Source organism: Isoptericola sp. Y541 (assembly GCF_059445465.1).
In genome coordinates, this window is the sequence record NZ_JCAIUJ010000004.1 from 352,550 (window position 1) to 374,438 (window position 21,889).

Consider the following 21,889-nt stretch of genomic DNA (forward strand, 5'->3'; position numbering starts at 1 on the left):
GGGGTGAGCGCGCTGACGAAGCGGTGCGAGGCCTCAGCCGGCGCGCCCGGGAAGAAGTACTACGAGAATCGTCTGCACGGATCGAACGTTACGCCCGCGCCCCAGGGATGTCACGTCGTGAGCCCGGTGTCCCACCATGCGGGACGGGTGCGGGACGGGCGCGGGACACCGGGCTCACGACGGCCGATCGGCAGGGCTCGTCAGCCCACGTCGCGACGTCGGAAGACGACGACCGCGAGCAGCGTCAGGACCGCCGCGATGCCGAGGACCAGCAGGCCGCCCTGGGCCGTGGTCACCACGCGGTCGACCGAGACGCACTCGTACATGCCGTCCGTGCCCGGCGAGCAGGTGTCGACGGTATACACCGCCCCGCCCTGGAGCCACGCCGTCAGGCCCGTGGTCGGGAGCCAGCGTTGCAGCTCGCCCAGCGGGTAGCCGAACACCAGGCTGCCCCAGGCGACCACGGCCACGACGCCGACCGCGGCGGCGGCGTGCCTGAGCAGCACGCCCAGCGCGACGCCCACCGCGGCCAGGACGATCCCGGCCGCCACGAGCCGCCCCGTGTAGGCCGCGACCTCGGCCCAGACCTCGCCCGTCATGTCGCCCAGCGTGCCGAAGTGGGCGAACGTCGCGTAGGAGGTCCCGACCAACAGCGCGAAGCCCACCAGGACGAGCGGGATCGTGCCGACCGCGGCGGCCGCCGCCTTGGACCAGTACACGCGCTGCCGGCGGGGCTCGAACGTGAGCCACATGCCCAGCGATCCGCTGTTGACCTCGGCGGTGACGAAGCTGATGCCGACCACCAGCGCGACCATGAGCAGGAGCATCGCGAGGTCGTCGAGGGAGGACAGCCCCGCCCAGCCGTTCCACACCGAGCCCTGGATCTCCTCCACCGCGGCGGCGGTCCCGGCGTCGTCCGTGCGGCTGTCCTCCGCGCCGAACATCATCTCGGTCTGTTCGGCGTCGGGGACGAACGTCTCCGAGGGCGGCAGGTAGTACTCGAGCCGGGGGCCCAAGTCGTCGCAGCTCCACTCCTCGGAGGTGGCGCCCTCGGCCTCGGCCGACTCCTCGCACTCGGCGACCATCTCGGCGCCGTCGTCCTCCCACATCTCCAGCTCCGCCGCGTAGGAGGCCTCCGCCGCGGCGACCTCCTGCGGGCTCGGCGGCTTCGCCGTGGCGTAGGAAGTGGCCACGCTCAGCGCCACCAGCGCGAGGACGCCGACACTGGCCCACCGGGTGACGCGGCGCGCCCACAGCCGGCGCAGCTCGACCCGCAGCAGTCGCATCATGACTCCACCCCCGCCGTGGGCAGGCTCGCCGGCCGGCTCGACGACTCGGGCGCGCCCCCGTGGGCCGGTACGGGCGCCGCGCCGGCCCGCTTGGTGCGGTCGCCGCGGTGCGTGTGCCCGCCCGGCGTCTCGTGCGCGGTGAGGCCGAGGAAGACGGACTCGAGGTCCGGCTGCAGGGGCGTCAGCTCGTGCACCCAGACGCCCCGCTCACCGAGCGCGCGGTTCACCTGCGCGGCGTCGGGCGCGCCGTCGACCACGAGCGCGTCGTGCTCGCGCCGCACCAGCAGGCCGCTTGTCTCCAGCACGCTGGTCGCGATCGTCACGTCCTGCGCCGCGACCCGCAGGCGCACCGACCGCGTCGCGGAGTCCGTACCGAGCAGGTCGGCCACCCGCCCGGCGGCGACGAGCCGGCCCCGGGCCACGATGGAGACCGTGTCCGCGATCTGCTCCACCTCCGCGAGGATGTGGCTCGAGACCAGCACCGTCTTGCCCTGGTCCGCCAGCCCGCGCATGGTCTGGCGGATCTCCCGGATGCCGGCTGGGTCGAGGCCGTTGGTGGGCTCGTCGAAGATGAGCAGGTCGGGGTCCTTCAGCAGGGTCGCGCCTATCGCGAGCCGCTGCTTCATGCCGAGGGAGTACGTGCGGTACTTGTCCCTGGCCCGGCCCGTGAGCCCGACCTCGTCGATGACAGCGTCCACGCGGCCCGGGGGCGCGTCGATCGCGTCGGCGAGCAGCGCCAGGTTGCGCCGGGCGCTGAACGCCGGGAAGAACTTGGGGCTCTCGACGATGGCGCCGACCCGCCCGACGACCTCCGGCAGCCGCTTCGGCACCTCGCGCCCGAAGATCGTGGCCGAACCGCGGTCCGGACGCACCAGCCCCAGCAGCATGCGGATCGTGGTCGTCTTGCCCGACCCGTTGGGGCCGAGGAATCCGTGCACGCCGCCGACCGGCACCTGCAGGTCGAGGCTCTCGACCCCGACCGACCTTCCCCGCACGCTGCGGTACGTCTTGCGCAGGCCTCGCGTCTCGATCGCCAGGTCTCCGCCCATTGCCAGGTCTCCGCCCTCGGGCCGGGTCACCGCCACCTCCTCGTGGCCGTGCTCCCGCAGGCCTGGTCCGACCCGACCGGCGCCGGCTCGCACCGGGAGCATAGCGGGCCGACGGCGCTGGTCACAGGGGTCGTCCAGGGCTCCCGCGGCGGGTCAGCCAGGCGCGGCTCAGCCCGCGCGCCAGGCCTCCGCGCGGCCGGGGATCACGGCGATGTCCACCTCGTTGCCCTCCGGGTCGGCGACCGTGCGCCAGAACGGCGACTCGGCGTCCCGGACCACGCGGCCGCCGGCCGCGACGGCGGCGGCGACCCGCGCGTCCGCGGCGTCGGCCGGGACCCGGACGTCCACGTGGACGCGGTTGCGCTGGTCGCGCGGGGAGCGCATCGGCTGGAGGAAGACCGACGGGCCGCGCAGCAGCGGGTCGTACAGGTCGGTGTCGCCGCGCGGCGCGTAGCCCAGGGCCGCGGCCCAGAACCGCTGCACCGCACCGACGTCGAGCGCGTCGAACGTGAGCTGCACGTCGCGGAGCGCCGCCGGCTCCGCGCGCAGCCCCAGGTCACGGGCTGCCTCCTGCGCGCGCTGCGCCACGGCCAGCCGGCCGGCGTCGATCCAGCCGTCCTCGGGCGGGCCCACCCGCAGCGTGACACCCGCGTACCGCAGGTCGGCGAACAGCGGCACCCCGACGTCCTCGGCGATCCGGGCCGCCCGCGCGACCAGCTCGACGCCGGGGTCGAACCCATCCGTCGCGTAGTGGGCGGCGGCGCCCTGCAACACCCGCCAGTCGTCGACGCCGCCCGCGGCGCGGAACTCCTCGGGCGTGAGCAGGCCCTCGGCCAGGTCCTCGTCGAACCCCTCCCACGCCAGGACGTCGGCCTCGTTGCCCTCCGCGTCGGCCAGCGTCCACCAGTGGGGGATGAACTCCTCGGTGGTGACGCGCCCGCCGGCCGCGAGCGCCGCGTCCACGCGCGGGCCCCGCTCGTCGTGGGGCACGAAGACGTCGAGGTGCAGCCGGTTGCGCAGGGGCCGGGGCTCGTCCATCTCCTGGAACCAGATGCCCGGCCACCTCCCGTGCGGGTCGAGGAGGTCCTCGTCGGAGCGTCGGTGCCCGAGCACGGCGCCCCAGAACGGCATGATCCGCTCGCGGTCGGAGGCGTCGAACGTGAGGTCCACGTCCTGCACGGACGCCGGATCAGCCGCCAGACCGAGGCCGGCCGCGGTCGCGGAGATCTCGCGGGCCAGGGCGACGTCGCGCCCGCTCAGGCCGTCGATGTCGTGGGACGCGACGCGCACGACCACGCCCTCGGGCCTCAGGTCGACGTCGGGATGGTGGTCGGCGCCGTCGGCCAGCACCCGCACGTGCTCGACGAGGACCGCGCCCTCGCCCAGCGACCGGGTGCGGAACAATGCGGACGCCCCGCGGGCGAGCGCACGCCAGTCGCCGGTTCCCTCCGCGGCCTCGAACTGCGCCGGCGTGATCTCGTCGCCCGGCTGCCCGGTCTCACCCGTCGTGCCCTCGGACATGGTCGCTCCCGTCGCCGTCGCCTCCGCCCACCCTGCCGCGCGCACGCGAACCACGCGCGCGCTGGGCGATTCGACGGCTCGGCAGGCCAGCGGCTCGGCAGGCCAGCGACTCGGCAGGCCAGCGACTCGACGGTTCGACAGGTCAGCGGCCCGGCAGGTCAGCGGCTCGGCAGGCCAGCGACTCGACGGTTCGACAGGTCAGCGGCCCGGCAGGTCAGCGGCTCGGCGGGTCAGCGGGCGCGCCGGGCGGGCGCCAGCAGCGTGCGGTCGCGCCGATGCCGTTCCAGGCCACCACCGTGACCACGAGGGCGAGCATCGCGGCGGCGGCTCCTCCCCGACCTCGGCCACGAGGGCGTCGACGACGGAGCCGGGCACCTCCGCGGCCGAGACGCGCACCACGGCCCCGGCGAGCTCGAGCGCGGCGCGCTCGGCCACCGTGAAGACGCTCGACTCGCGCCAGACTGGCAGCGCCAGCCGCCGCTGCACGTCGACCCGACCTCCGTCGCCGCCGTCGAGTGCAGGTCTACGCAGTAGGCGCAGCCGTTGATCTGCGAGGCGCGCAGGCGGACCAGCTCGCGTAGCGCGGGGTCCAGCCCCGCGCGTTCGGCGTCCGCGGCCGAGGCTGCAGGCCCTCGCCCCCGAGCACGTCGTCTACGCGGGCACGGCCAGCAAGACGCTCTCCCCCGCGGTCGGGCTGGCCTGGGGCGCGGTCCCCGCAGCGCTGGCGCCCGCGCTCGCCGAGGAGCGCCGACGGTCCGGCGCCCGGCCGGCCCGGCTCGGGCAGCTCACGCTCGCCCGCTTCGTCGACGACTACGACTACGACTACGACTACGACTACGACTACGACTACGACTACGACTACGACTACGACTACGGTGCGCGGGCGTCGCGCCGCGTACCGTACGACGCCGTCAGGTACGCGCCGGCTCCGGCGGGATCTCCAGCTCGCGGGCGGCCTCGCTGATCTGCCGGGCGAGCTTCACGTCCCGCGCCGACAGCCCGCCGACGTCGTGGGACGACGTGCGCACGGTGACGGCCGGGTAGCGCAGGTCCACGTCCGGGTGGTGGTCCAGGGCGTCGGCGATCTCGCCGATCGCGTCGACGAACCGCACCCCCGCCGCGAACGAGCCCGTGCGGAACGTCGCCTCGGCGGATCCGTCCTCCGCGCGCCATGCGGCGACTCCGTCGGCGGTGGTGAACTCCTCGGACGTGATCGTGTCGCTCATGTGCCCAGCATCGCCCGTCCGGGCGCAGTTCGCCCGCGCTCCCCCGGGATGCCCGCGCACCCGTGCCCGGTCAGCCCAGCACGGCGCCGCGCGACGCCGAGCCCACGAGCTTCGTGTACTTGGCGAGTACGCCGCGGGTGTAGCCGTGCGGCACCGGCGCCCAGTCCGCCGACCGGCGGTCGGCGAGCTCGGCGTCGTCCACCAGCAGGTCGAGCGTCTTGCGCGCGACGTCGAGCCGGATGCGGTCGCCGTCGCGCACGAACGCGATCGGCCCGGCGTCCACGGCCTCGGGCGCGATATGCCCCACGCACAGCCCGGTGGTGCCGCCGGAGAACCGCCCGTCGGTGATGAGCAGCACGTCCTTGCCGAGCCCGGCGCCCTTGATCGCACCCGTGATCGCGAGCATCTCGCGCATGCCAGGCCCACCCTTCGGCCCCTCGTAGCGGATCACGACGACGTCGCCCGCGGTGATCGTGCCGTCCTCGAGCGCGTCGAGCGCGCCGCGCTCGCGCTCGAACACGCGGGCCGTGCCCTCGAAGACGTCGGAGTCGAAACCTGCGGACTTCACGACGGCGCCGTCGGGCGCCAGCGAGCCGTGCAGGATCGTGATGCCGCCGGTCGGATGGATGGGGCGGTCCAGGGCGCGCAGGATCTTGCCGTCCGGGTCGGGCGGCGCGATCTCGGCGAGGTTCTCCGCCACGGTGCGGCCGGTCACGGTGAGGCAGTCGCCGTGCAGGAGCCCGGCGTCCAGCAGCGCCTTCATCACGACGGGCACGCCGCCGATGCGGTCGACGTCGTTCATCACGTAGCGGCCGAACGGCTTGAGGTCGCCGAGGTGCGGCACGCGGTCGGCCACGCGGGAGAAGTCGTCGAGCGTGAGGTCCACCTCCGCCTCGTGCGCGATGGCCAGCAGGTGCAGCACCGCGTTGGTTGACCCGCCGAACGCCATCACCACGGCGATCGCGTTCTCGAACGCCTCCTTGGTGAGGATCTGCCGGGCGGTGATGCCGCGGCGCAGCATCTCGACCACGGCCTCGCCCGACGCGTGCGCGAACGCGTCGCGGCGCCGGTCCGCCGACGGCGGCGCGGCCGACCCGGGCAGGGACATGCCCAGCGCCTCGGCCGCGGACGCCATCGTGTTCGCGGTGTACATCCCGCCGCACGCCCCCTCGCCGGGGCAGATCGCGCGCTCGATCCGGTCGACGTCGTCCCGGCTCATGAGCCCGCGCGCGCACGCCCCCACGGCCTCGAACGCGTCGATGATCGTCACGTCCTTCTCGGTGCCGTCCGACAGCTTCACCCAGCCCGGCATGATCGAGCCCGCGTAGAGGAACACGCTCGCGAGGTCGAGGCGCGCGGCGGCCATGAGCATGCCGGGCAACGACTTGTCGCACCCGGCGAGCAGCACGGAGCCGTCGAGCCGCTCGGCCTGCATCACCGTCTCCACGGAGTCGGCGATGACGTCGCGTGACACGAGCGAGAAATGCATCCCCTCGTGCCCCATGGAGATGCCGTCGGAGACGGAGATGGTGCCGAACTCGAGCGGGTACCCCCCGCCGGCGTGCACGCCGTTCTTCACGGCCTGCGCGAGCCGGTCGAGCGACAGGTTGCACGGCGTGATCTCGTTCCACGAGCTCGCGACGCCGATCTGCGGTTTCGCGAAGTCGTCGTCGCCCAGGCCGACGGCGCGCAGCATCCCGCGCGCCGCCGTCGCCTCCAGGCCGTCGGTCACCTGCCGGGAGCGGGGCTTGAGGTCAGGCGTGGTCGCAGCGTCGGTGCTCATGGGCTCGACACTACGAACCCCCCGCCGGTTGAGCCCGTCGAAACCCCGCACGCCGGTTGAGCCCGTCGAAACCAGCGGCGTGGTTTCGACGGGCTCAACCAGCGGGTGGGTCAGCGGCGGGAGATGAGCGACACGTCGCGCACGGCACCGCGGTCGGCCGACGTCGCCATCGCGGCGTACGCCTGCAGGGCCGGGGACACGTAGCGGTCGCGGTTCAGCGGCTGCCAGGGGTTCTCGCTGGCCTCCATCTTGGCGCGCCGCTCGGCGAGCACCTCGTCGGGCACGTTGACGCGGATCAGCCGGGTGTCGACGTCGATCTCGATCTCGTCGCCGTCCTCGATCAGGCCGATCGTGCCGCCGGCGGCCGCCTCCGGGGAGATGTGCCCCACCGAGATGCCGCTCGACCCGCCGGAGAACCGGCCGTCGGTGATGAGCGCGCACACCTTGCCCAGGCCGCGGCCCTTGATGTACGACGTCGGGTAGAGCATCTCCTGCATGCCGGGCCCACCCGCCGGGCCCTCGTAGCGCACGACGACGACGTGCCCGGGCTCGACCTGCTTGGTGAGGATCTTCTCGACGGCCTCGTCCTGCGACTCGCAGACGAGCGCCTTGCCGACGAAGTGGAAGACGTCCGGGTCGACCCCGGCGGTCTTGAACACGGCGCCGTCGGTGGCGAGGTTGCCGCGCAGCACCGCGAGGCCGCCCTCGACCGTGTATGCGTGCTCGAGGTCGCGGATGCAGCCGTCGGCGGCGTCGGTGTCGAGGGTCTCCCACACGTTGGAGGTGGAGAACGCCTGGGTGGTGCGCACCCCGCCGGGGGCGGCGTGGAAGAGCTCGGTCGCACGGTCGGTGGCGTTGCCGCCGCGCACGTCCCAGTCGTCGAGCCAGGCCCGCAGCGTCGGCGTGTGCACGGAGGTGACGTCCCGGTCGAGCAGGCCGGCGCGGTCCAGCTCCCCGAGCAGCGCGGGGATGCCGCCGGCGCGGTGCACGTCCTCCATGTGGAAGTTCGGGTGGTTCGGCGCGACCTTGCTCAGGCAGGGCACCCGGCGGCTGATCTCCTCGATGTCCGTGAGGTCGAAGTCGATCCCGCCCTCCTGGGCGGCGGCGAGGATGTGCAGCACCGTGTTCGTGGAGCCGCCCATGGCGACGTCGAGCGTCATCGCGTTGGCGAACGCCGCCTTCGTCGCGATCGAGCGGGGTGCGGCCGAGTCGTCCTCGTCCTCGTAGTAGCGCCGCGCGAGGTCGACGATGGTGCGGCCGGCGTCGAGGAAGAGCTCCTTGCGGGCGGAGTGTGTGGCGAGCGTGGAGCCGTTGCCCGGCAGCGAGAGGCCGAGCGCCTCGGTGAGGCAGTTCATCGAGTTCGCGGTGAACATCCCGGAGCACGAGCCACAGGTGGGGCAGGCGTTCTCCTCGACCTGGGCGAGCGCGTCGTCGGACACGTTGTCGTCGGCCGAGTAGTTGATCGCGTTGATCAGGTTGAGCGGGGTCTTGGCGACGCCGTCCGCGACGATGGCCTTGCCGGCCTCCATCGGTCCGCCCGACACGAAGATCACGGGGATGTTGAGGCGCAGCGCGGCGTTGAGCATGCCGGGCGTGATCTTGTCGCAGTTGGAGATGCACACGAGGGCATCGGCGCAGTGCGCGCCCACCATGTACTCGACCGAGTCGGCGATGAGGTCGCGGCTGGGCAGGGAATAGAGCATCCCCGCGTGGCCCATCGCGATGCCGTCGTCCACCGCGATCGTGTTGAACTCCTTGGAGACGCCGCCGGCCTCACGGATCGCCGAGGCGACGAGGTCGCCCATGTCCTTGAGGTGCACGTGGCCGGGGACGAACTGCGTGTACGAGTTCGCGATCGCGATGATCGGTTTGCCGAAGTCCTCCGACCCCATGCCGGTGGCGCGCCAGAGCGCGCGGGCACCGGACATGTTGCGGCCGTGGGTGGATGTCCGAGAGCGCAGGGGACGGCTCATGTCAGCTCCTTCGACGAACGGTGCCGCGCCGCGGCGGACGACGGCGACGCACGGGCACGCTACGCCCGCCGTCCCGGATCGCGGGCATTCGTCCGACCCGTGGTCAGTTTCCGCGAGAACGCGTGGCTGGAGGGCAGCTCCCCACGACGGGCTACCTGGGCTCGATTCGGGCCGGCGACACGTGGGGGCTGGGGCGCGCCCTGGGCCGCCTCCCGGCGGTCACCCGCCCGCCGTGTGCACGCCCTCCAGCTCGTCCGCGTGTCGGATGTGCCGCGTGACCCACGGCGCGAGGGCGAACAGCGCGAGCCCGAAGACGAGCGCCACGGCGCCCATCCCCCCGAAGTAGACGGTGTCCGACACACCCTCGGTGGCCTGGATGACCTGCGCCGTGATCGCCTGGCCCGCGGCCGGGGCGAGGAACCACAGCGCCATCGCCTGCGAGCGGAAGGCCTTCGGCGCGAGCAGCGTCGTCGCGGCGAGCCCGACCGGCGAGAGACAGAGCTCTCCGACGGTCTGCACCACGTACACGGCCACGAGCACCCAGGCCGGCACCCGCGCGTCACCCGCCACGGACGACGCGAACGCCAGCCCGAGGAACGACAGGGCCACGAACGTCAGGCCGAGGGCGAACTTGTTGGCGGTCGAGGGCCGGTCGTCCGACTTGATCCAGATCCATGCGAAGACCGGCGCCAGGACGATGATCGCGAGCGGGTTGACCGACTGGAAGAACGCCGGGCTGATCTCGACGCCGAAGATGTCGAGCTGCGTGCGGTCGCGCGCGAACACCGAGAGGGTCGTCGCGGCCTGCTCGAAGATCATCCAGAAGAGCATCGCGGCGACGAACAGCGGGATGTACGCCACGACGCGCGGACGCTCGGCGTCGGTCACCTTGGGCGAGCGGTACATCACCACGAAGTAGGCGATCGGCGCCAGAAGAGCCAGGTAGGCGAGCGTGTCGATGAACGTGCTGACCGTGAACCCGCCCGACACGAGGACGGCCACGAGAGCGACGAGAACGATCGCGCCGAGGATGATCGCGAAGAGCCGCGCGATCTTCGGGTACTCCTCCCGGGCGACGGGGTTGGGCACGTACGCCCCCGCCTTGCCGAGGTATCGGCGGCCCGCGACGAAGAACACGAGCGCGACGGCCATGCCGACCGCGGCGACGAGGAAGCCCGCGTGGTAACCGAACGCCCGCTGCACGATCCCGACGATGATCGGCGAGAAGAACGACCCCAGGTTGATGCCCATGTAGAAGATCGAGAACGCCGAGTCGCGACGCGGGTCCTCGCGCGCGTACAGCTCCCCGACCATCGACGAGACGTTCGGCTTGAGCAGCCCGGTGCCGATGGCGACGAGGGCGATGCCCATCGTGGAGAAGCCGATCCCGGGGATCGCCAGCGCGACGTGGCCGGCGGCGATGATGATCCCGCCGTAGAGCACGGACCGGCGCGACCCGATGACGCGGTCGGCGAGCCAGCCGCCCACGACGGACAGCAGGTAGACGCCGGTGCCGTAGATCGACACGAGGGCGGCGCCCGTGGTGTCGTCGATGGCGAGGCCGCCGTTGGCCACGGTGTCCGTGAGGTAGTACAGCAGGATGGCGCGCATCCCGTAGTAGCTGAACCGCTCCCACAGCTCCGTGGTGAAGAGCGTCATCAGCCCCATGGGATGGCCGAAGAACCCGTGGTCCCCCGCGATCGGTCCGGCGGCCGCCGGGGTCCCGGGACCGGGGGGCGCACCCGCGTCGGGCTCGACCTCGAACTCGCGGTCCCCCGCGTCACCGCGTGCAGCCATGCCTTCGATGCTCCCACCGGCTCGCGAGGCCTGCGACGCGAGCGGTGGGGCCACGGTGGGCCGGGTCGACGATCGGGTCAGCGACGGTCGAGCTTCACCTGCCGGTTGACGTCCTTGTAGAGCAGGTCGCGGAACGGCTTGGGGCCGCCGGCGTAGCAGGCCTGCGGGCAGAAGGCCCGCAGCCACATGAAGTCGCCCTCCTGGACCTCCACCCAGTCGCCGTTGAGGCGGTAGACCGCCTTGCCCTCGAGCACGTACAGGCCGTGCTCCATGATGTGCGTCTCCGCGAACGGGATGGAGCCGCCGGGCTGGAACGTCACGATGTTCACGTGCATGTCGTGCGCAAGGTCGTCCGGGTCGACGAAGCGCGTGGTGGCCCACGCGCCGTCGGTGTCCGGCATCGGGCGCGGCTCGACGTCCTGATCGCGGGTGACGAACGTGGTGGCCCGGTGGCCCTCGATCGGCTCGTACACCTTGCGGACCTACTGGAAGGCGGCCTTGGCGTCCGACCGGTTGTGCAGCGACCAGTCGTCGCCGGCCGCGAGGTAGGCGTAGCCGCCCGGTTCGAGCGTGTGCTCCGTGCCGCCGACCGTCAGCACGAGCGTGCCCTCGGTGACGAAGACGACCGACTGCACCGTCGGGCGAGGACCCACAGTCGGGTCTTCTCCCAGCCGGGCAGGTTCGAGGTGACGATGTCGCGCAGCACGCCGCGCGGGATGACGGTGTACGCCTCGGTGACGATCGCGCGGTCCGTCAGGAGCTCCGACTGGACGGGCAGCCCGCCCTGCGGGGTGTAGTAGCGCGTGGTCTGGGGCGGCTGGTCACGTCACACTCCTCGTCGGGCCGGTGTCAAGGTCGCTCACGCACAGTTCAGTCGGTGCCGAAACCCGCGTGGAACTCGTCCTCGAGGATGCTCATCACCACGGCGTCGGTCCAGCCGTCGCCGTCGCGGAGGGCGTCGCGCAGGCGACCCTCCTCGCGGAACCCCAGGGACTCGTAGAGGGCCCGCGCCCGCGGGTTCATGCTCGACACCGACAGGCTCACCCGGTGCAGCCCGGGGCCCTCGGTCGCGAACGCGAACCGCAGCACCTCGGCGATGGCCTCGCGGCCGTAGCCGCGGCCACGGTAGTCGGGCATCATCCGCAGGCGCAGGTTCGCCGAGAGCAGGTCGAGGTCGACCTGGTCGAGCGAGATCTCGCCCAGGAGGTCGTCGCTGACGAGCTCGCCGTCGCGCACCGCGGCCGACGTGACCGCCCAGTCGTAGCGTCCGGGCCGGTCCGCGGCGGTCGCCGCCCAGGCGTCGACCTCCGCGCGGGTGGACGCGCCGTTCGTGCCCATCCCCGACAGCCGCGCGCTCTCGGGGTCGCGCAACGACGCCCAGAGCCGGTCGGCGTCCCGCGCCTCGAGGGGGCGCAGCCGCACCAGCTCGCCGTGCAGGACCGGCGACCTCACCCGGCGATCCTCTCCAGGACCAGCTCACGCACGCGCTTGGCGTCCGCCTGGCCCCTGGTCGCCTTCATCACGGCGCCGATGATGGCCCCGACCGGCCCCTGGTTGCCGCCGCGCACCTTCTCCACGACGTCGGGCTGGGCCGCGAGCGCCTCGTCGATCGCCGCGAGCAGGGGGCCGTCGTCCGAGACGACCTCCAGGCCGCGGGCCACGACGACCTCCTCAGGACCGCCCTCCCCGGCAAGCACGCCGTCGAGCACCTGCCGGGCGATCTTGTCGTTGATCCGCCCGGCGTCGACGAGCTGCTGGAGCTCGCCGATCTGGGCGGGGGTGATCGCGAGCTCGGCCAGCTCCACCTCGTCCTGCTTGGCGCGGCGGGCCAGCTCGCCCATCCACCACTTGCGGGCGGCGGCGGGCGTGGCGCCCGCGGCGACGGTCGCCTCGATGATGTCGAGAGCCGCCGCGTTGACGACGTCGCGCATCTCGGCGTCGGCGTAGCCCCACTCGTCGTGCAGCCGGCGCCGGCGCGCCTGCGGCAGCTCAGGGAGCGTGGCGCGGATCTCCTCGACCCACTCCCGCGACGGGGCCACCGGCACGAGGTCGGGCTCGGGGAAGTACCGGTAGTCCTCCGCGTCCGACTTCACGCGGCCGGGCGACGTGCTGCCGTCCTCCTCGTGGAAGTGCCGCGTCTCCTGGATCACGGTCTGGCCGGCGTCGAGGATGGCGGCCTGGCGCGAGACCTCGTACCGGACCGAGCGCTCGACGGAGCGGAACGAGTTGACGTTCTTGGTCTCCGTCCGGGTGCCCAGCGGGGACTCCGGGGTCGGCCGCAGCGAGAGGTTGACGTCGGCGCGGACGTTGCCGCGCTCCATGCGCGCCTCGGAGATGTCGAGCGTGCGGAAGATGTCGCGCAGCGCCTGGACGTAGGCGCGGGCGACCTCGGGCGCGCGCTCGCCCGTGCCGGTGATCGGCTTCGTGACGATCTCCACGAGGGGGATGCCGGCACGGTTGTAGTCCACGAGCGAGTACTCGGCGCCGTGGATCCGCCCGGCGGATCCGCCGACGTGCGTGTTCTTGCCGGCGTCCTCCTCCATGTGCGCGCGCTCGATCTCGACGCGGTACACCGTGCCGTCCTCGAGCTCGACGTCGAGCCAGCCCTCGAATGCGATCGGCTCGTCGTACTGCGACGTCTGGAAGTTCTTCGGCACGTCCGGGTAGAAGTAGTTCTTCCGGGCGAAGCGGCAGGTCTCGGCGATCTGACAGTTCAGCGCCAGGCCGATCCGGATCGCGTACTCGACGGCGGTGCCGTTGAGGACCGGCAGCGCGCCGGGCAGGCCGAGGCTTACCGGGGTGGTCTGGGTGTTCGGCTCCGCGCCGAAGGACACCTCGGCCGGGCAGAACATCTTGGTTCGGGTGCCGAGCTCGACGTGCACCTCGATGCCGAGCACCGGGTCGTAGCGGCGCACGGCGTCGTCGTAGGCGACGAGAGCAGGGGTCGTGATGGTCACAGCGATGGTCTCCTTTCTCCGTCAGCCGAGCTCGGGTGCGCGGGCGAGCAGGGGGGCGCCCCAGGTGGACTCGAGGGCCGACTCGAGCGCGGCGCCGACGCGGTACAGGCGGTCGTCCGCCTTGGCCGGCGCGAGGATCTGGAAACCTGTTGGCAGGCCGGCACCACCCTCCGACGAGGCAGCCAGCCCGTTCGGCACGGACATGCCCGGCACCCCGGCGAGGTTGGCCGGGATCGTCGCCACGTCGTTGAGGTACATCGCGAGCGGGTCGTCGAGCTTCTCGCCCAGCTTGAACGCCGTGGTCGGCGCGGTGGGCGAGACCAGCACGTCGGCCTGCCCGAAGGCGGCGGCGAAGTCGCGCTGGATGAGCGTGCGCACCTTCTGCGCGCTGCCGTAGTACGCGTCGTAGTAGCCCGCGCTCAGCGCGTAGGTGCCGAGGATGACGCGGCGCTTCACCTCGTCGCCGAAGCCGGCGCCGCGGGTGGCGCCCATGACCCGCTCCGCCGTCACGGGCCCGTCCTCGGGCTCGACGCGCAGGCCGAAGCGCATGCCGTCGAACTTCGCGAGGTTGCTCGACGCCTCCGCCGGCATGATCAGGTAATAGGCGGCAAGCGCGTAGTCGAAGCTCGGGCAGGAGACCTCGACGATCTCGGCGCCCGCCTTGGTCAGCAGCTCGAGGGACTCGTGGAACCGCGCGAGCACGCCCGGCTGGTAGCCCTCGCCCTGCAGCTGCGTCACGACGCCGATCCGCAGGCCGGACAGGTCGCCCAGCGCGCCCTGGCGGGCCGCGGCGACCAGCGGCGGCAGCGGCTCGGGGATGGACGTCGAGTCGCGCGGGTCGTGGCCGCCGATGAGCTCGTGCAGCAGCGCCGAGTCCAGCACCGTGCGCGTCACCGGGCCGGCCTGGTCGAGGGACGAGGCCATCGCGATGAGGCCGTAGCGCGAGACGCCGCCGTAGGTGGGCTTGACGCCGACGGTGCCGGTGACGGCACCCGGCTGGCGGATCGAGCCGCCGGTGTCGGTGCCGATCGCGAGGGGAGCCTCGAAGGCCGCGACCGCGGCCGCGGAGCCGCCGCCCGAGCCGCCGGGGATGCGGTCGAGGTCCCACGGGTTGTGCGTGTTGCCGTAGGCGGAGTGCTCGGTGGAGGAGCCCATGGCGAACTCGTCCATGTTCGTCTTGCCGAGGATCGGTAGGCCCGCGGCGCGGAGCTTCTCGACGAGCGTCGCGTCGTAGGGCGGGATCCAGCCCTCGAGGATCTTCGAGCCCGCCGTGGACGGCATGCCCTTCGTGACGACGACGTCCTTGACGGCGATCGGCACACCGGCCAGCGCGTGCAGCTCCTCGCCGGCGGCCCGGCGCGCGTCGACGTCGGCGGCCGTGGCCAGCGCGTCGTCGGAGCTCACGTGCAGGAAGGCGTGCACGTCGCCGTCCACCGCCGCGATCCGGTCGAGGTGGGCGCGGGTGGCCTCAACGCTCGTGGTCTCCCCGGCGGCGAGGGCCTCGGCGAGGCCCGCGGCGGTGAGGCGGGTCAGGTCGGTCATCTCACTCCTCCCCGAGGATCTGCGGCACGGCGAACCGGCCGCCCTGGGCGTCCGGCGCGGCGGCGAGCACGTCGTCCACGGGCAGCGCCGGCTGCGGCACGTCCTCGCGGAACACGTTCGTCATGGGCAGCGGGTGGCTGGTCGCGGGCACGTCGGGGGTGGCGACCTCGCGCACGCGGGCGATGGAGTCGACGATGACGTCGAGCTCGCCCGCGAGCCGGTCGGCCTCGTCGTCGCGCAGGTCGATCCGGGCCAGGGCGGCGACGCGCGCGACCTCGTCTCGGGAGATGGTGGACATGGCCGCCAGTCTAGTGGTCGGGACATGTCGCACAGGTGTCGGTCAGGGCATCCGCTCGTAGGCGGCGGTCGTGAGGAAGTCGACGTACTCGTCGGCCACGGCGACCTCCACGAAGAGGGAGCGCGCCACGTCGTAGTCGGCGGCGTCGTCCGGAAGCTTGGCCACCTCCTCCTCGACGAGTCGGTCCGCCAGCTCGCGCGTCACCCGCTCGCCGGTGTCGGCGAGGACGACGTCGTTGTGCAGCCACTGCCACACCTGCGAGCGGGAGATCTCCGCCGTCGCGGCGTCCTCCATGAGGCCGAAGATCGCCACCGCGCCCAGCCCGCCGAGCCAGGCGTGCAGGTACTGGATGCCGACCGACACGTTGTTGCGCAGCCCGGCCTCCGTGACGGTGCCCGGGGTCTTGTCGACGGCGAGCAGGTCGGCCGCGGTGACGTGCACGTCGTCGCGCGTGCGGTCGATCTGGTTCGGCCGGTCGCCGAGCACCTCGGTGAAGACCTCCTTGCAGGTGGGCACCATGCCCGGGTGCGCCACCCAGGAGCCGTCGAAGCCGTCGCCGGCCTCGCGTGCCTTGTCCGCGCGGACCTTCGCGAACGCGTGCTCGTTGGCCTCGGCGTCCTTGCTCGGGATGAACGCGGCCATGCCGCCGATGGCGTGCGCGCCGCGCCGGTGGCAGGTGGCGACCAGCAGCTCCGTGTACGCCCGCATGAACGGCACGGTCATGGTGATCTGGTTGCGGTCGGGCAGCAGGAAATCGCCGCGGGTCCGGAAGGTCTTCACCACCGAGAACAGGTAGTCCCAGCGGCCGGCGTTGAGGCCGGCCGAGTGCTCGCGCAGCTCGTAGAGGATCTCCTCCATCTCGAACGCGGCCGGGATGGTCTCGATGAGCACGGTGGCGCGGATGGTGCCGCGCGGGATGCCGAGCGCCTCCTGCGCGATGACGAACGCGTCGTTCCACAGCCGCGCCTCGAGGTGCGACTCCATCTTGGGCAGGTAGAAGTACGGCCCCAGGCCCTTGGCGATCTGGCGCAGGCCGCCCGTGGCGACGTAGAGCGCGAAGTCGACCAGCGAGCCGGAGGCCTCCTGGCCGTCGACCAGCACGTGCTTCTCGTTCAGGTGCCACCCGCGGGGACGCACGATGATCGTGGCCAGCTCCTCGTCGGGCTTGAGCGCGTACGCCTTGCCCGCCTCCGAGGTGAAGTCGATGCGCCGCTCGATGGCGTCGAGCAGGTTGACCTGGCCGCCCACCACGCTGCTCCACAGCGGCGTGTTGGCGTCCTCCTGGTCGGCGAGCCACGCCTTCGCGCCCGAGTTGAGCGCGTTGATCGTCATCTTCTTGTCGGTGGGGCCGGTGATCTCGACGCGGCGGTCGACGAGGCCGGGGGCCGGCTCGGCCACGCGCCACGAGTCGTCGGCGCGGATGTGCGCCGTCTCCGGGAGGAAGTCGAGGGTGCCGCCGGCGGCGAGCGCCTCGCGGCGTTGCCGGCGCGCCTCCAGCAGCTCGAGGCGGCGGGCTCCGAGCTGCCGGTGCAGAGTGACGATGAGGTCGAGCGCGGCCGGGGTGAGCACCTCGGTGTCGCCCTCGCCGATCGCGGCGGTGATGGTCAGGCCGTCGGGGAGCGCCACGACAGTCCCTCCTTGCTTCGTCGCAGTGGAACGGTAATTACGCCTGGTGGAATTCTGGTCGAAACCATAGCGCGTCGACGACGGATGCGGGCACCCTGAAGCCGGGGGCGGTGTCGCCGGGCTGAAGTCTCGTCATCGTGCGTCCTCGTGCGTTCCTCTCGGGGTGCAGGGGAACCGCGGCAGGGCCGTGCCTCAGGCCTCGCCGCGGCGTAGCAGGGTGCCGGCGGGCTCGTCGCCCACGGGCCGGCCGCGCAGCAGCGTGGCCCGCACGACGCCCGTCAGGTCGCGACCGGCGTACGGCGTGGCCGGGTTCTTGTGGTGCAGGGCGGCCGGCTCGACGACGAACGACGCCTCGGGGGCGAAGACCACCAGGTCCGCGTCCTTGCCCGCGGGCGGCGAGCCGGCGCTCGACGTCGTCGAGGGTCGCCCGGGTCGAGGGCGGCCTTCATCGGGATGCCGCCGTCCCGGCGTCGGCGTTCAGGGCCCGGCCGAGGTGCTCCGCCAGGTGCTCCGCGTCCCCCGCGCGCTGCTCGGCCACCGGGACCTCCTTGAGGCCCTCGGCCCGGACGGCCTCCGCGACCGCCTCGGCTACGCGGCTGTCGAACACGCCGGGGATGATGAACGCGGGGTTCAGCTCGTCGTCGCTCACGACCGAGGAGATCGCCACGGCCGCCACGCGCAGCATCTCGTCCGTGATGTGCCGGGCGCCGGAGTCGAGCAGGCCGCGGAACAGGCCGGGGAACGCCAGCACGTTGTTGATCTGGTTGGGGTAGTCGCTGCGGCCCGTGGCGACGACGGCGGCGGTCTCGCCCGCGGCGATCGGGTCCACCTCGGGGGTGGGGTTGGCGAGCGCGAAGACGATCGCGTCGTCGTTCATCGCCGCCACGTCCGCACCCGAGAGGATGTTGGCCGCCGAGACGCCGACGAAGACGTCGGCCCCCTTCAGGCCCTCCTTGAGCGTGCCCGTGAAGCCCGACGGGTTGGTGTGCTCCACGAGCCAGACGCGGCTCTCGTCGCCCGCGGCCGACTCGGCCGTGAGGGCACCGTGCCGGTCGAAGCCGATGATGTCCCGGGCTCCCTGGGCGCGCAGCAGGCGGATGATCGCCGAGCCCGCTGCCCCGACGCCGGAGACCGCGATGCGGACGTCGTCGATCTTCTTGTCCACGGCCTTGAGCGCGTTGATGAGGGCCGCGAGCACGACGATCGCCGTGCCGTGCTGGTCGTCGTGGAAGACCGGGATGTCCAGCTCGTCGCGCAGCCGCTTCTCGATCTCGAAGCAGCGCGGCGCGGAGATGTCCTCGAGGTTGACCCCGCCGAAGCCCGGCGCGATCGCCTTCACCGTGCGGATGATCTCCTCGGTGTCGGTGGTGTCGAGGGCGATCGGCCAGGCGTCGACGTCCGCGAACTGCTTGAACAGCGCCGCCTTGCCCTCCATCACCGGCATGGCGGCCGCCGGGCCGATGTCGCCGAGGCCGAGCACGGCCGTGCCGTCAGTGACCACCGCGACGGTGTTGCGCTTGATGGTCAGGCGGCGCGCGTCCTCGGGCCGGTCGGCGATCGCGAGGCAGACGCGTGCGACGCCCGGCGTGTAGGCGCGGGAGAGGTCGCGGCGGGTCTTGAGCGGCACCTTCGGGGTGACGGAGATCTTGCCGCCGAGATGCATGAGGAACGTCGAGTCCGACATCTTGAGCACGCGCACGCCCTCGAGCGCGTCGAGCGCCGCGACGATCCTCTCACCGTGCTCGGCGTCGACGGTGTCGCAGGTGACGTCGACCACGATCGTGTCGGCGTGCGACTGGGCGATGTCCACGCCCATCACCGAGCCCCCGGCCGTCGCGACCTCGTGGACGATCTCGCTCGTGGCGCGCTGGGTCGCCGGCGCCTCCACTCGCAGGGTGATCGTGTAGCTGGGGCTGGGCATCGCCATGGCCGGGGATCCTTTCGTGGTCCTGATGCTGTGAAGTTTCGAGATGTGGAAAGATGATTCCTCGAACCGGCCTCGGTTCACCCGGCCTTGCGAAGGGGGACGCGACCATGGCGAACGGCACCGGGGTCCAGTCGGTGGACCGGGCGATCGACCTGCTCGAGATCATGACGGACCTCGGCGGCGACGCCGCGCTCAGCGAGCTCGCCGCGGCGGCAGCGCTGCCGCTGCCCACGATCCACCGGCTCATGCGGACGCTGGTGGGACGGGGATACGCCCGCCAGCTCCCGTCGCGCCGGTACACGCTCGGCCCCCGCCTGATCCGTCTCGGCGAGAGCGCGGGGCGCCAGCTCGGCGCCAGCGCCCGTCCCCACCTGGAGCGGCTGGCCCGCGAGCTCGGCGAGAGCGCCAACCTCGCGATGATCGACCGCGACATGGCGGTCTACGTCGCCCAGGCATCGTCGTCCCACTCGATGCGGATGTTCACCGAGGTCGGACGGCGCGTGTACTGCCACTGCACCGGCGTCGGCAAGATGGTGCTCGCCGAGCTGCCGGACCAGACCATCCGCAAGATCGTCGGACGCGTCGGCATGCCGCCGGCCACCGACCTGTCGATCACCGACGTCGACGACCTGCTCACCGAGGTCGCGAAGATCCGCGAGCAGGGCTACGCCGTCGACGACGGCGAGCAGGAGATCGGCGTGCGGTGCTTCGCCGTCCCGGTCAAGGGCGCGCCGACGCCCACCGCCCTCTCGGTCTCCGGGCCCGCGGCCCGGGTCACGTACGAGTTCGGCGAGGCCGCGCTCCCGATGCTGCACGAGGTGGCGGAGACCATCTCGGAGCAGCTGCTCTCCGCGGCCTGACGCCAGGCCCGGTCCCGGACGGAGGGCGCGCATCCCGGTCACCCTTTCCCCGGCTCGGCGCCGGCGGGCACGAGGTCCGCGCGCGGGGCTTCGAGGGTCGCGCAGATCGTCGTGATGATCGTGCCCGTCACCACGGGCGGGAAGAACCGCACGATCTGCGCGGAGAACGGGTCATCACCAGCCTGATCCTGCCGGCCGATCGTGGTCGTGCTCATGTCGACGCTCCTTCGAACCGACTCCACGGAGTCTTCCGGATCAGCAGAACCCCGTGACGGTCGCCCAGGCGCGCGCCTCCGCCTTCGCGCCCTCCCGCTTCACCTCCGCCTCGATCTTGCCGTACGGCCGGTCGGCGACGTAGGAGCCAAGCTCGAGGTGAAGTGCTCGGCGAGGCGGATCGCGAACTCCTCCGGAGACGCGATGCCGCCCTTGGCCAGCGCGAAGACGGTGTTCTTCTGAGTGTCGGTCGCGACGACCTTGCCCTGGTCGCCCTCCACGTGGGCGGCCGTGAGGTCGCCGCGGAGCTGCGAGCTCACGGAGAGCTCGGTGATGCGGTGGCGCGCCTGGTCGCGGTCGACCTTCATGACGCGGACCTCGGCCTTGCCGTACTGGTTGTCGCCCAGCACGATCGTGCCCGTCGTGGACCGGGCGTCGGTGGCGGACATCGTCCTGACTCCTTCATCTGATGTTGCGTGGTCCCACGGCAGCCCTCAGGGGCCGGCCTCGGTCCGTCTGCGATGACGATGACGCAGGACGCGGCGGCTCTGCCGCGACCGATGATGCGGGCCAAGGGCCCGTCAGCTCCCGCGGTACGTCGACTATGCGAACGGGCTGAGCAGGCAGGGCACGTGGTAGTGGTCGCGCCCCGCATCGACCGTGAAGTCGATAGTGATCGACGGATAGAACGTGGGCACACCGCGCGCGGCGAAGTACTCACCGGTCGCGAACGTGACGCGGTAGGTGCCCGGCTCGAGGGTCTCGGGGCCAAGGTCCCACGCACGACCGTCCGCATCGGTGGTCGTGTCCGCGAGCCGATCGGCCGTGTCCACGCCGACGCTCCACAGGGACACGGCCACGCCTGCGTCGGGCATCCCCGAGACGGCGTCGAGCACGTGCGTGGTGATGTGTGACGTCAGCGAGCGATCCTTCCAGCCGGAGCACGGCGATCTCCCGAAGCTGTTGCCCGGCGATGCCCCGCTCGGTCGCCGCGTCGTTCTGCAGTCGCTCGCGGAGCGACGACAGGATCTCCTCCGCAGTGCGTCCCGCCGCCCGGATGAGGACGACGTGGCCCAACTTCGCCCCGTACGCACAGTTTCCCGCGCGCAGGCGCTCCTCGACGGACCCGCCGATCTCGCCGAGGCCGGCCTGTTCCCGGCGGGCGAGCGCAGCGTCGATCCGCAACGGTCCGCGCGGCGGCGAGCGCGGAACCGGCGTCCGCGTACGGACGGCCCGCCACGACCTCGTCGGCCCAGCGGGACACGGCGGCGCACGACAGCACCTGCGCGCGCGCCGTGCCAGGGTCGGCCGCGTTGAACGTCTCGAGGCCAGGACTCGTCATCGAGCGATCCCCCCTCCGACCGATTCCGCCCACCGAAAGCGGGGTTACGATCCGGAAGATCTTCCCCGAAAGCGCGGCCTGTCAAGAGAGCACCCGCTCGGCTCGCGTCGCGTCACGGTTTGTTTGGGTACGCGAAAGGCCCACCCCGGGTCAGGGGTGGGCCTCTCGTGAATAGATGTCCGGCGGCGTCCTACTCTCCCACCCCCTCTCGAGGGCAGTACCATCGGCGCTGAAGGGCTGAGCTTCCGGGTTCGGTATGGGACCGGGCGTTTCCCCTTCGCTATGACCGCCGTAACAATATCGAGTTGTTCGGGTCCCCCCAACTACCCCCGACCCGTTTTCACGGAGCTCAGGGGTAAAGGGGAGTGGTGCCCGTTTCTCGGGAACCGCACAGTGGACGCGTAGCAAGTATTGCTCAACAGTGTTGATGTGTATGTGAAGTTGTCGGCTGATTAGTACCGGTCAGCTCCGACAGTCTTTTGTCCT

The 21,889-nt window shown here is 72.2% G+C and carries 18 protein-coding genes, 1 rRNA gene and 4 pseudogenes; 1 reads left to right on the top strand and 22 read right to left on the bottom strand.

The window, feature by feature from the left end; genetic code table 11:
- Positions 1-200: 200 nt before the first annotated feature.
- The 17 genes and pseudogenes from AC1C2V_RS11830 to AC1C2V_RS11910 form a co-directional block, all read right to left on the bottom strand.
- Entirely contained in the window at positions 201-1,289 is a 1,089-nt protein-coding gene (locus AC1C2V_RS11830; RefSeq protein ID WP_495389808.1) for a DUF2705 family protein, read from the bottom strand.
- A complete protein-coding gene (locus AC1C2V_RS11835) occupies positions 1,286-2,338 on the bottom strand; it encodes an ABC transporter ATP-binding protein (RefSeq protein WP_495389835.1) in 1,053 nt (350 codons plus the stop codon). Before AC1C2V_RS11835 ends, AC1C2V_RS11830 begins: the two co-directional genes overlap by 4 nt.
- 168 nt (positions 2,339-2,506) lie before the next feature.
- Positions 2,507-3,859 (bottom strand): 4a-hydroxytetrahydrobiopterin dehydratase, encoded by a 1,353-nt coding sequence (locus AC1C2V_RS11840; protein ID WP_495389809.1) that lies wholly within the window; start codon positions 3,857-3,859, stop codon positions 2,507-2,509.
- Between the two features lie 198 nt (positions 3,860-4,057).
- Positions 4,058-4,345 (bottom strand): hypothetical protein, encoded by a 288-nt coding sequence (locus AC1C2V_RS11845; RefSeq protein WP_495389810.1) that lies wholly within the window; start codon positions 4,343-4,345, stop codon positions 4,058-4,060.
- A gap of 50 nt (positions 4,346-4,395) precedes the next feature.
- Positions 4,396-4,578 (bottom strand): annotated as a pseudogene (locus tag AC1C2V_RS11850) (carboxymuconolactone decarboxylase family protein); the annotation flags it as partial.
- A 192-nt stretch (positions 4,579-4,770) separates the two neighbouring features.
- Complete coding sequence (locus AC1C2V_RS11855) at positions 4,771-5,085, bottom strand: 4a-hydroxytetrahydrobiopterin dehydratase (RefSeq protein WP_495389811.1); 315 nt, start codon at positions 5,083-5,085, stop codon at positions 4,771-4,773.
- A 70-nt stretch (positions 5,086-5,155) separates the two neighbouring features.
- Positions 5,156-6,868, bottom strand: coding sequence for a dihydroxy-acid dehydratase (ilvD, locus tag AC1C2V_RS11860; protein ID WP_495389812.1), 1,713 nt, complete (start codon positions 6,866-6,868; stop codon positions 5,156-5,158).
- A gap of 110 nt (positions 6,869-6,978) precedes the next feature.
- Positions 6,979-8,841, bottom strand: a complete 1,863-nt coding sequence (gene ilvD / locus AC1C2V_RS11865; protein WP_495389813.1) for a dihydroxy-acid dehydratase — start codon at positions 8,839-8,841, stop codon at positions 6,979-6,981.
- 219 nt (positions 8,842-9,060) lie between these two features.
- A complete protein-coding gene (locus AC1C2V_RS11870) occupies positions 9,061-10,638 on the bottom strand; it encodes a peptide MFS transporter (RefSeq protein ID WP_495389814.1) in 1,578 nt (525 codons plus the stop codon).
- Between the two features lie 77 nt (positions 10,639-10,715).
- Positions 10,716-11,416: pseudogene (gene allE / locus AC1C2V_RS11875) on the bottom strand ((S)-ureidoglycine aminohydrolase).
- A gap of 92 nt (positions 11,417-11,508) precedes the next feature.
- Entirely contained in the window at positions 11,509-12,090 is a 582-nt protein-coding gene (locus tag AC1C2V_RS11880; protein WP_495389815.1) for a GNAT family N-acetyltransferase, read from the bottom strand.
- A complete protein-coding gene (gene gatB / locus AC1C2V_RS11885; RefSeq protein WP_495389816.1) occupies positions 12,087-13,595 on the bottom strand; it encodes an Asp-tRNA(Asn)/Glu-tRNA(Gln) amidotransferase subunit GatB in 1,509 nt (502 codons plus the stop codon). Before gatB ends, AC1C2V_RS11880 begins: the two co-directional genes overlap by 4 nt.
- A gap of 21 nt (positions 13,596-13,616) precedes the next feature.
- Positions 13,617-15,137 carry an Asp-tRNA(Asn)/Glu-tRNA(Gln) amidotransferase subunit GatA gene (gene gatA / locus AC1C2V_RS11890; RefSeq protein WP_495389817.1) on the bottom strand — a complete coding sequence of 507 codons (1,521 nt, stop codon included), beginning with the start codon at positions 15,135-15,137 and terminating at the stop codon, positions 13,617-13,619.
- Position 15,138: 1 nt separating this feature from the next.
- Positions 15,139-15,435, bottom strand: coding sequence for an Asp-tRNA(Asn)/Glu-tRNA(Gln) amidotransferase subunit GatC (gatC, locus tag AC1C2V_RS11895; RefSeq protein WP_495389818.1), 297 nt, complete (start codon positions 15,433-15,435; stop codon positions 15,139-15,141).
- Positions 15,436-15,477: 42 nt separating this feature from the next.
- On the bottom strand, positions 15,478-17,061 hold the full coding sequence (aceB, locus tag AC1C2V_RS11900; protein ID WP_495389819.1) for a malate synthase A: 1,584 nt from the start codon (positions 17,059-17,061) through the stop codon (positions 15,478-15,480).
- 192 nt (positions 17,062-17,253) lie between these two features.
- A complete protein-coding gene (locus AC1C2V_RS11905; RefSeq protein WP_495389820.1) occupies positions 17,254-17,430 on the bottom strand; it encodes a hypothetical protein in 177 nt (58 codons plus the stop codon).
- Positions 17,431-17,506: 76 nt separating this feature from the next.
- On the bottom strand, positions 17,507-18,988 hold the full coding sequence (locus AC1C2V_RS11910; RefSeq protein ID WP_495389821.1) for an NAD-dependent malic enzyme: 1,482 nt from the start codon (positions 18,986-18,988) through the stop codon (positions 17,507-17,509).
- Between the two features lie 107 nt (positions 18,989-19,095).
- On the opposite strand from AC1C2V_RS11910, the gene AC1C2V_RS11915 reads away from it, so the two are divergent.
- On the top strand, positions 19,096-19,848 hold the full coding sequence (locus tag AC1C2V_RS11915; protein WP_495389822.1) for an IclR family transcriptional regulator: 753 nt from the start codon (positions 19,096-19,098) through the stop codon (positions 19,846-19,848).
- A gap of 38 nt (positions 19,849-19,886) precedes the next feature.
- Here AC1C2V_RS11915 and AC1C2V_RS11920 read toward each other — a convergent pair whose 3' ends face one another.
- The 5 genes and pseudogenes from AC1C2V_RS11920 to rrf all read right to left on the bottom strand — a co-directional run bounded on the left by AC1C2V_RS11920 (position 19,887) and on the right by rrf (position 21,697).
- Positions 19,887-20,063 carry a hypothetical protein gene (locus AC1C2V_RS11920; protein WP_495389823.1) on the bottom strand — a complete coding sequence of 59 codons (177 nt, stop codon included), beginning with the start codon at positions 20,061-20,063 and terminating at the stop codon, positions 19,887-19,889.
- 156 nt (positions 20,064-20,219) lie between these two features.
- A pseudogene (locus tag AC1C2V_RS11925) lies at positions 20,220-20,510 on the bottom strand (factor-independent urate hydroxylase); the annotation flags it as partial.
- A 153-nt stretch (positions 20,511-20,663) separates the two neighbouring features.
- Positions 20,664-20,981 carry a hydroxyisourate hydrolase gene (uraH, locus tag AC1C2V_RS11930; protein WP_495389836.1) on the bottom strand — a complete coding sequence of 106 codons (318 nt, stop codon included), beginning with the start codon at positions 20,979-20,981 and terminating at the stop codon, positions 20,664-20,666.
- Between the two features lie 70 nt (positions 20,982-21,051).
- Positions 21,052-21,246, bottom strand: a pseudogene (locus AC1C2V_RS11935) (2-oxo-4-hydroxy-4-carboxy-5-ureidoimidazoline decarboxylase); the annotation flags it as partial.
- A 334-nt stretch (positions 21,247-21,580) separates the two neighbouring features.
- Positions 21,581-21,697 (bottom strand): 5S ribosomal RNA (gene rrf, locus AC1C2V_RS11940).
- Positions 21,698-21,889: the final 192 nt, after the last annotated feature.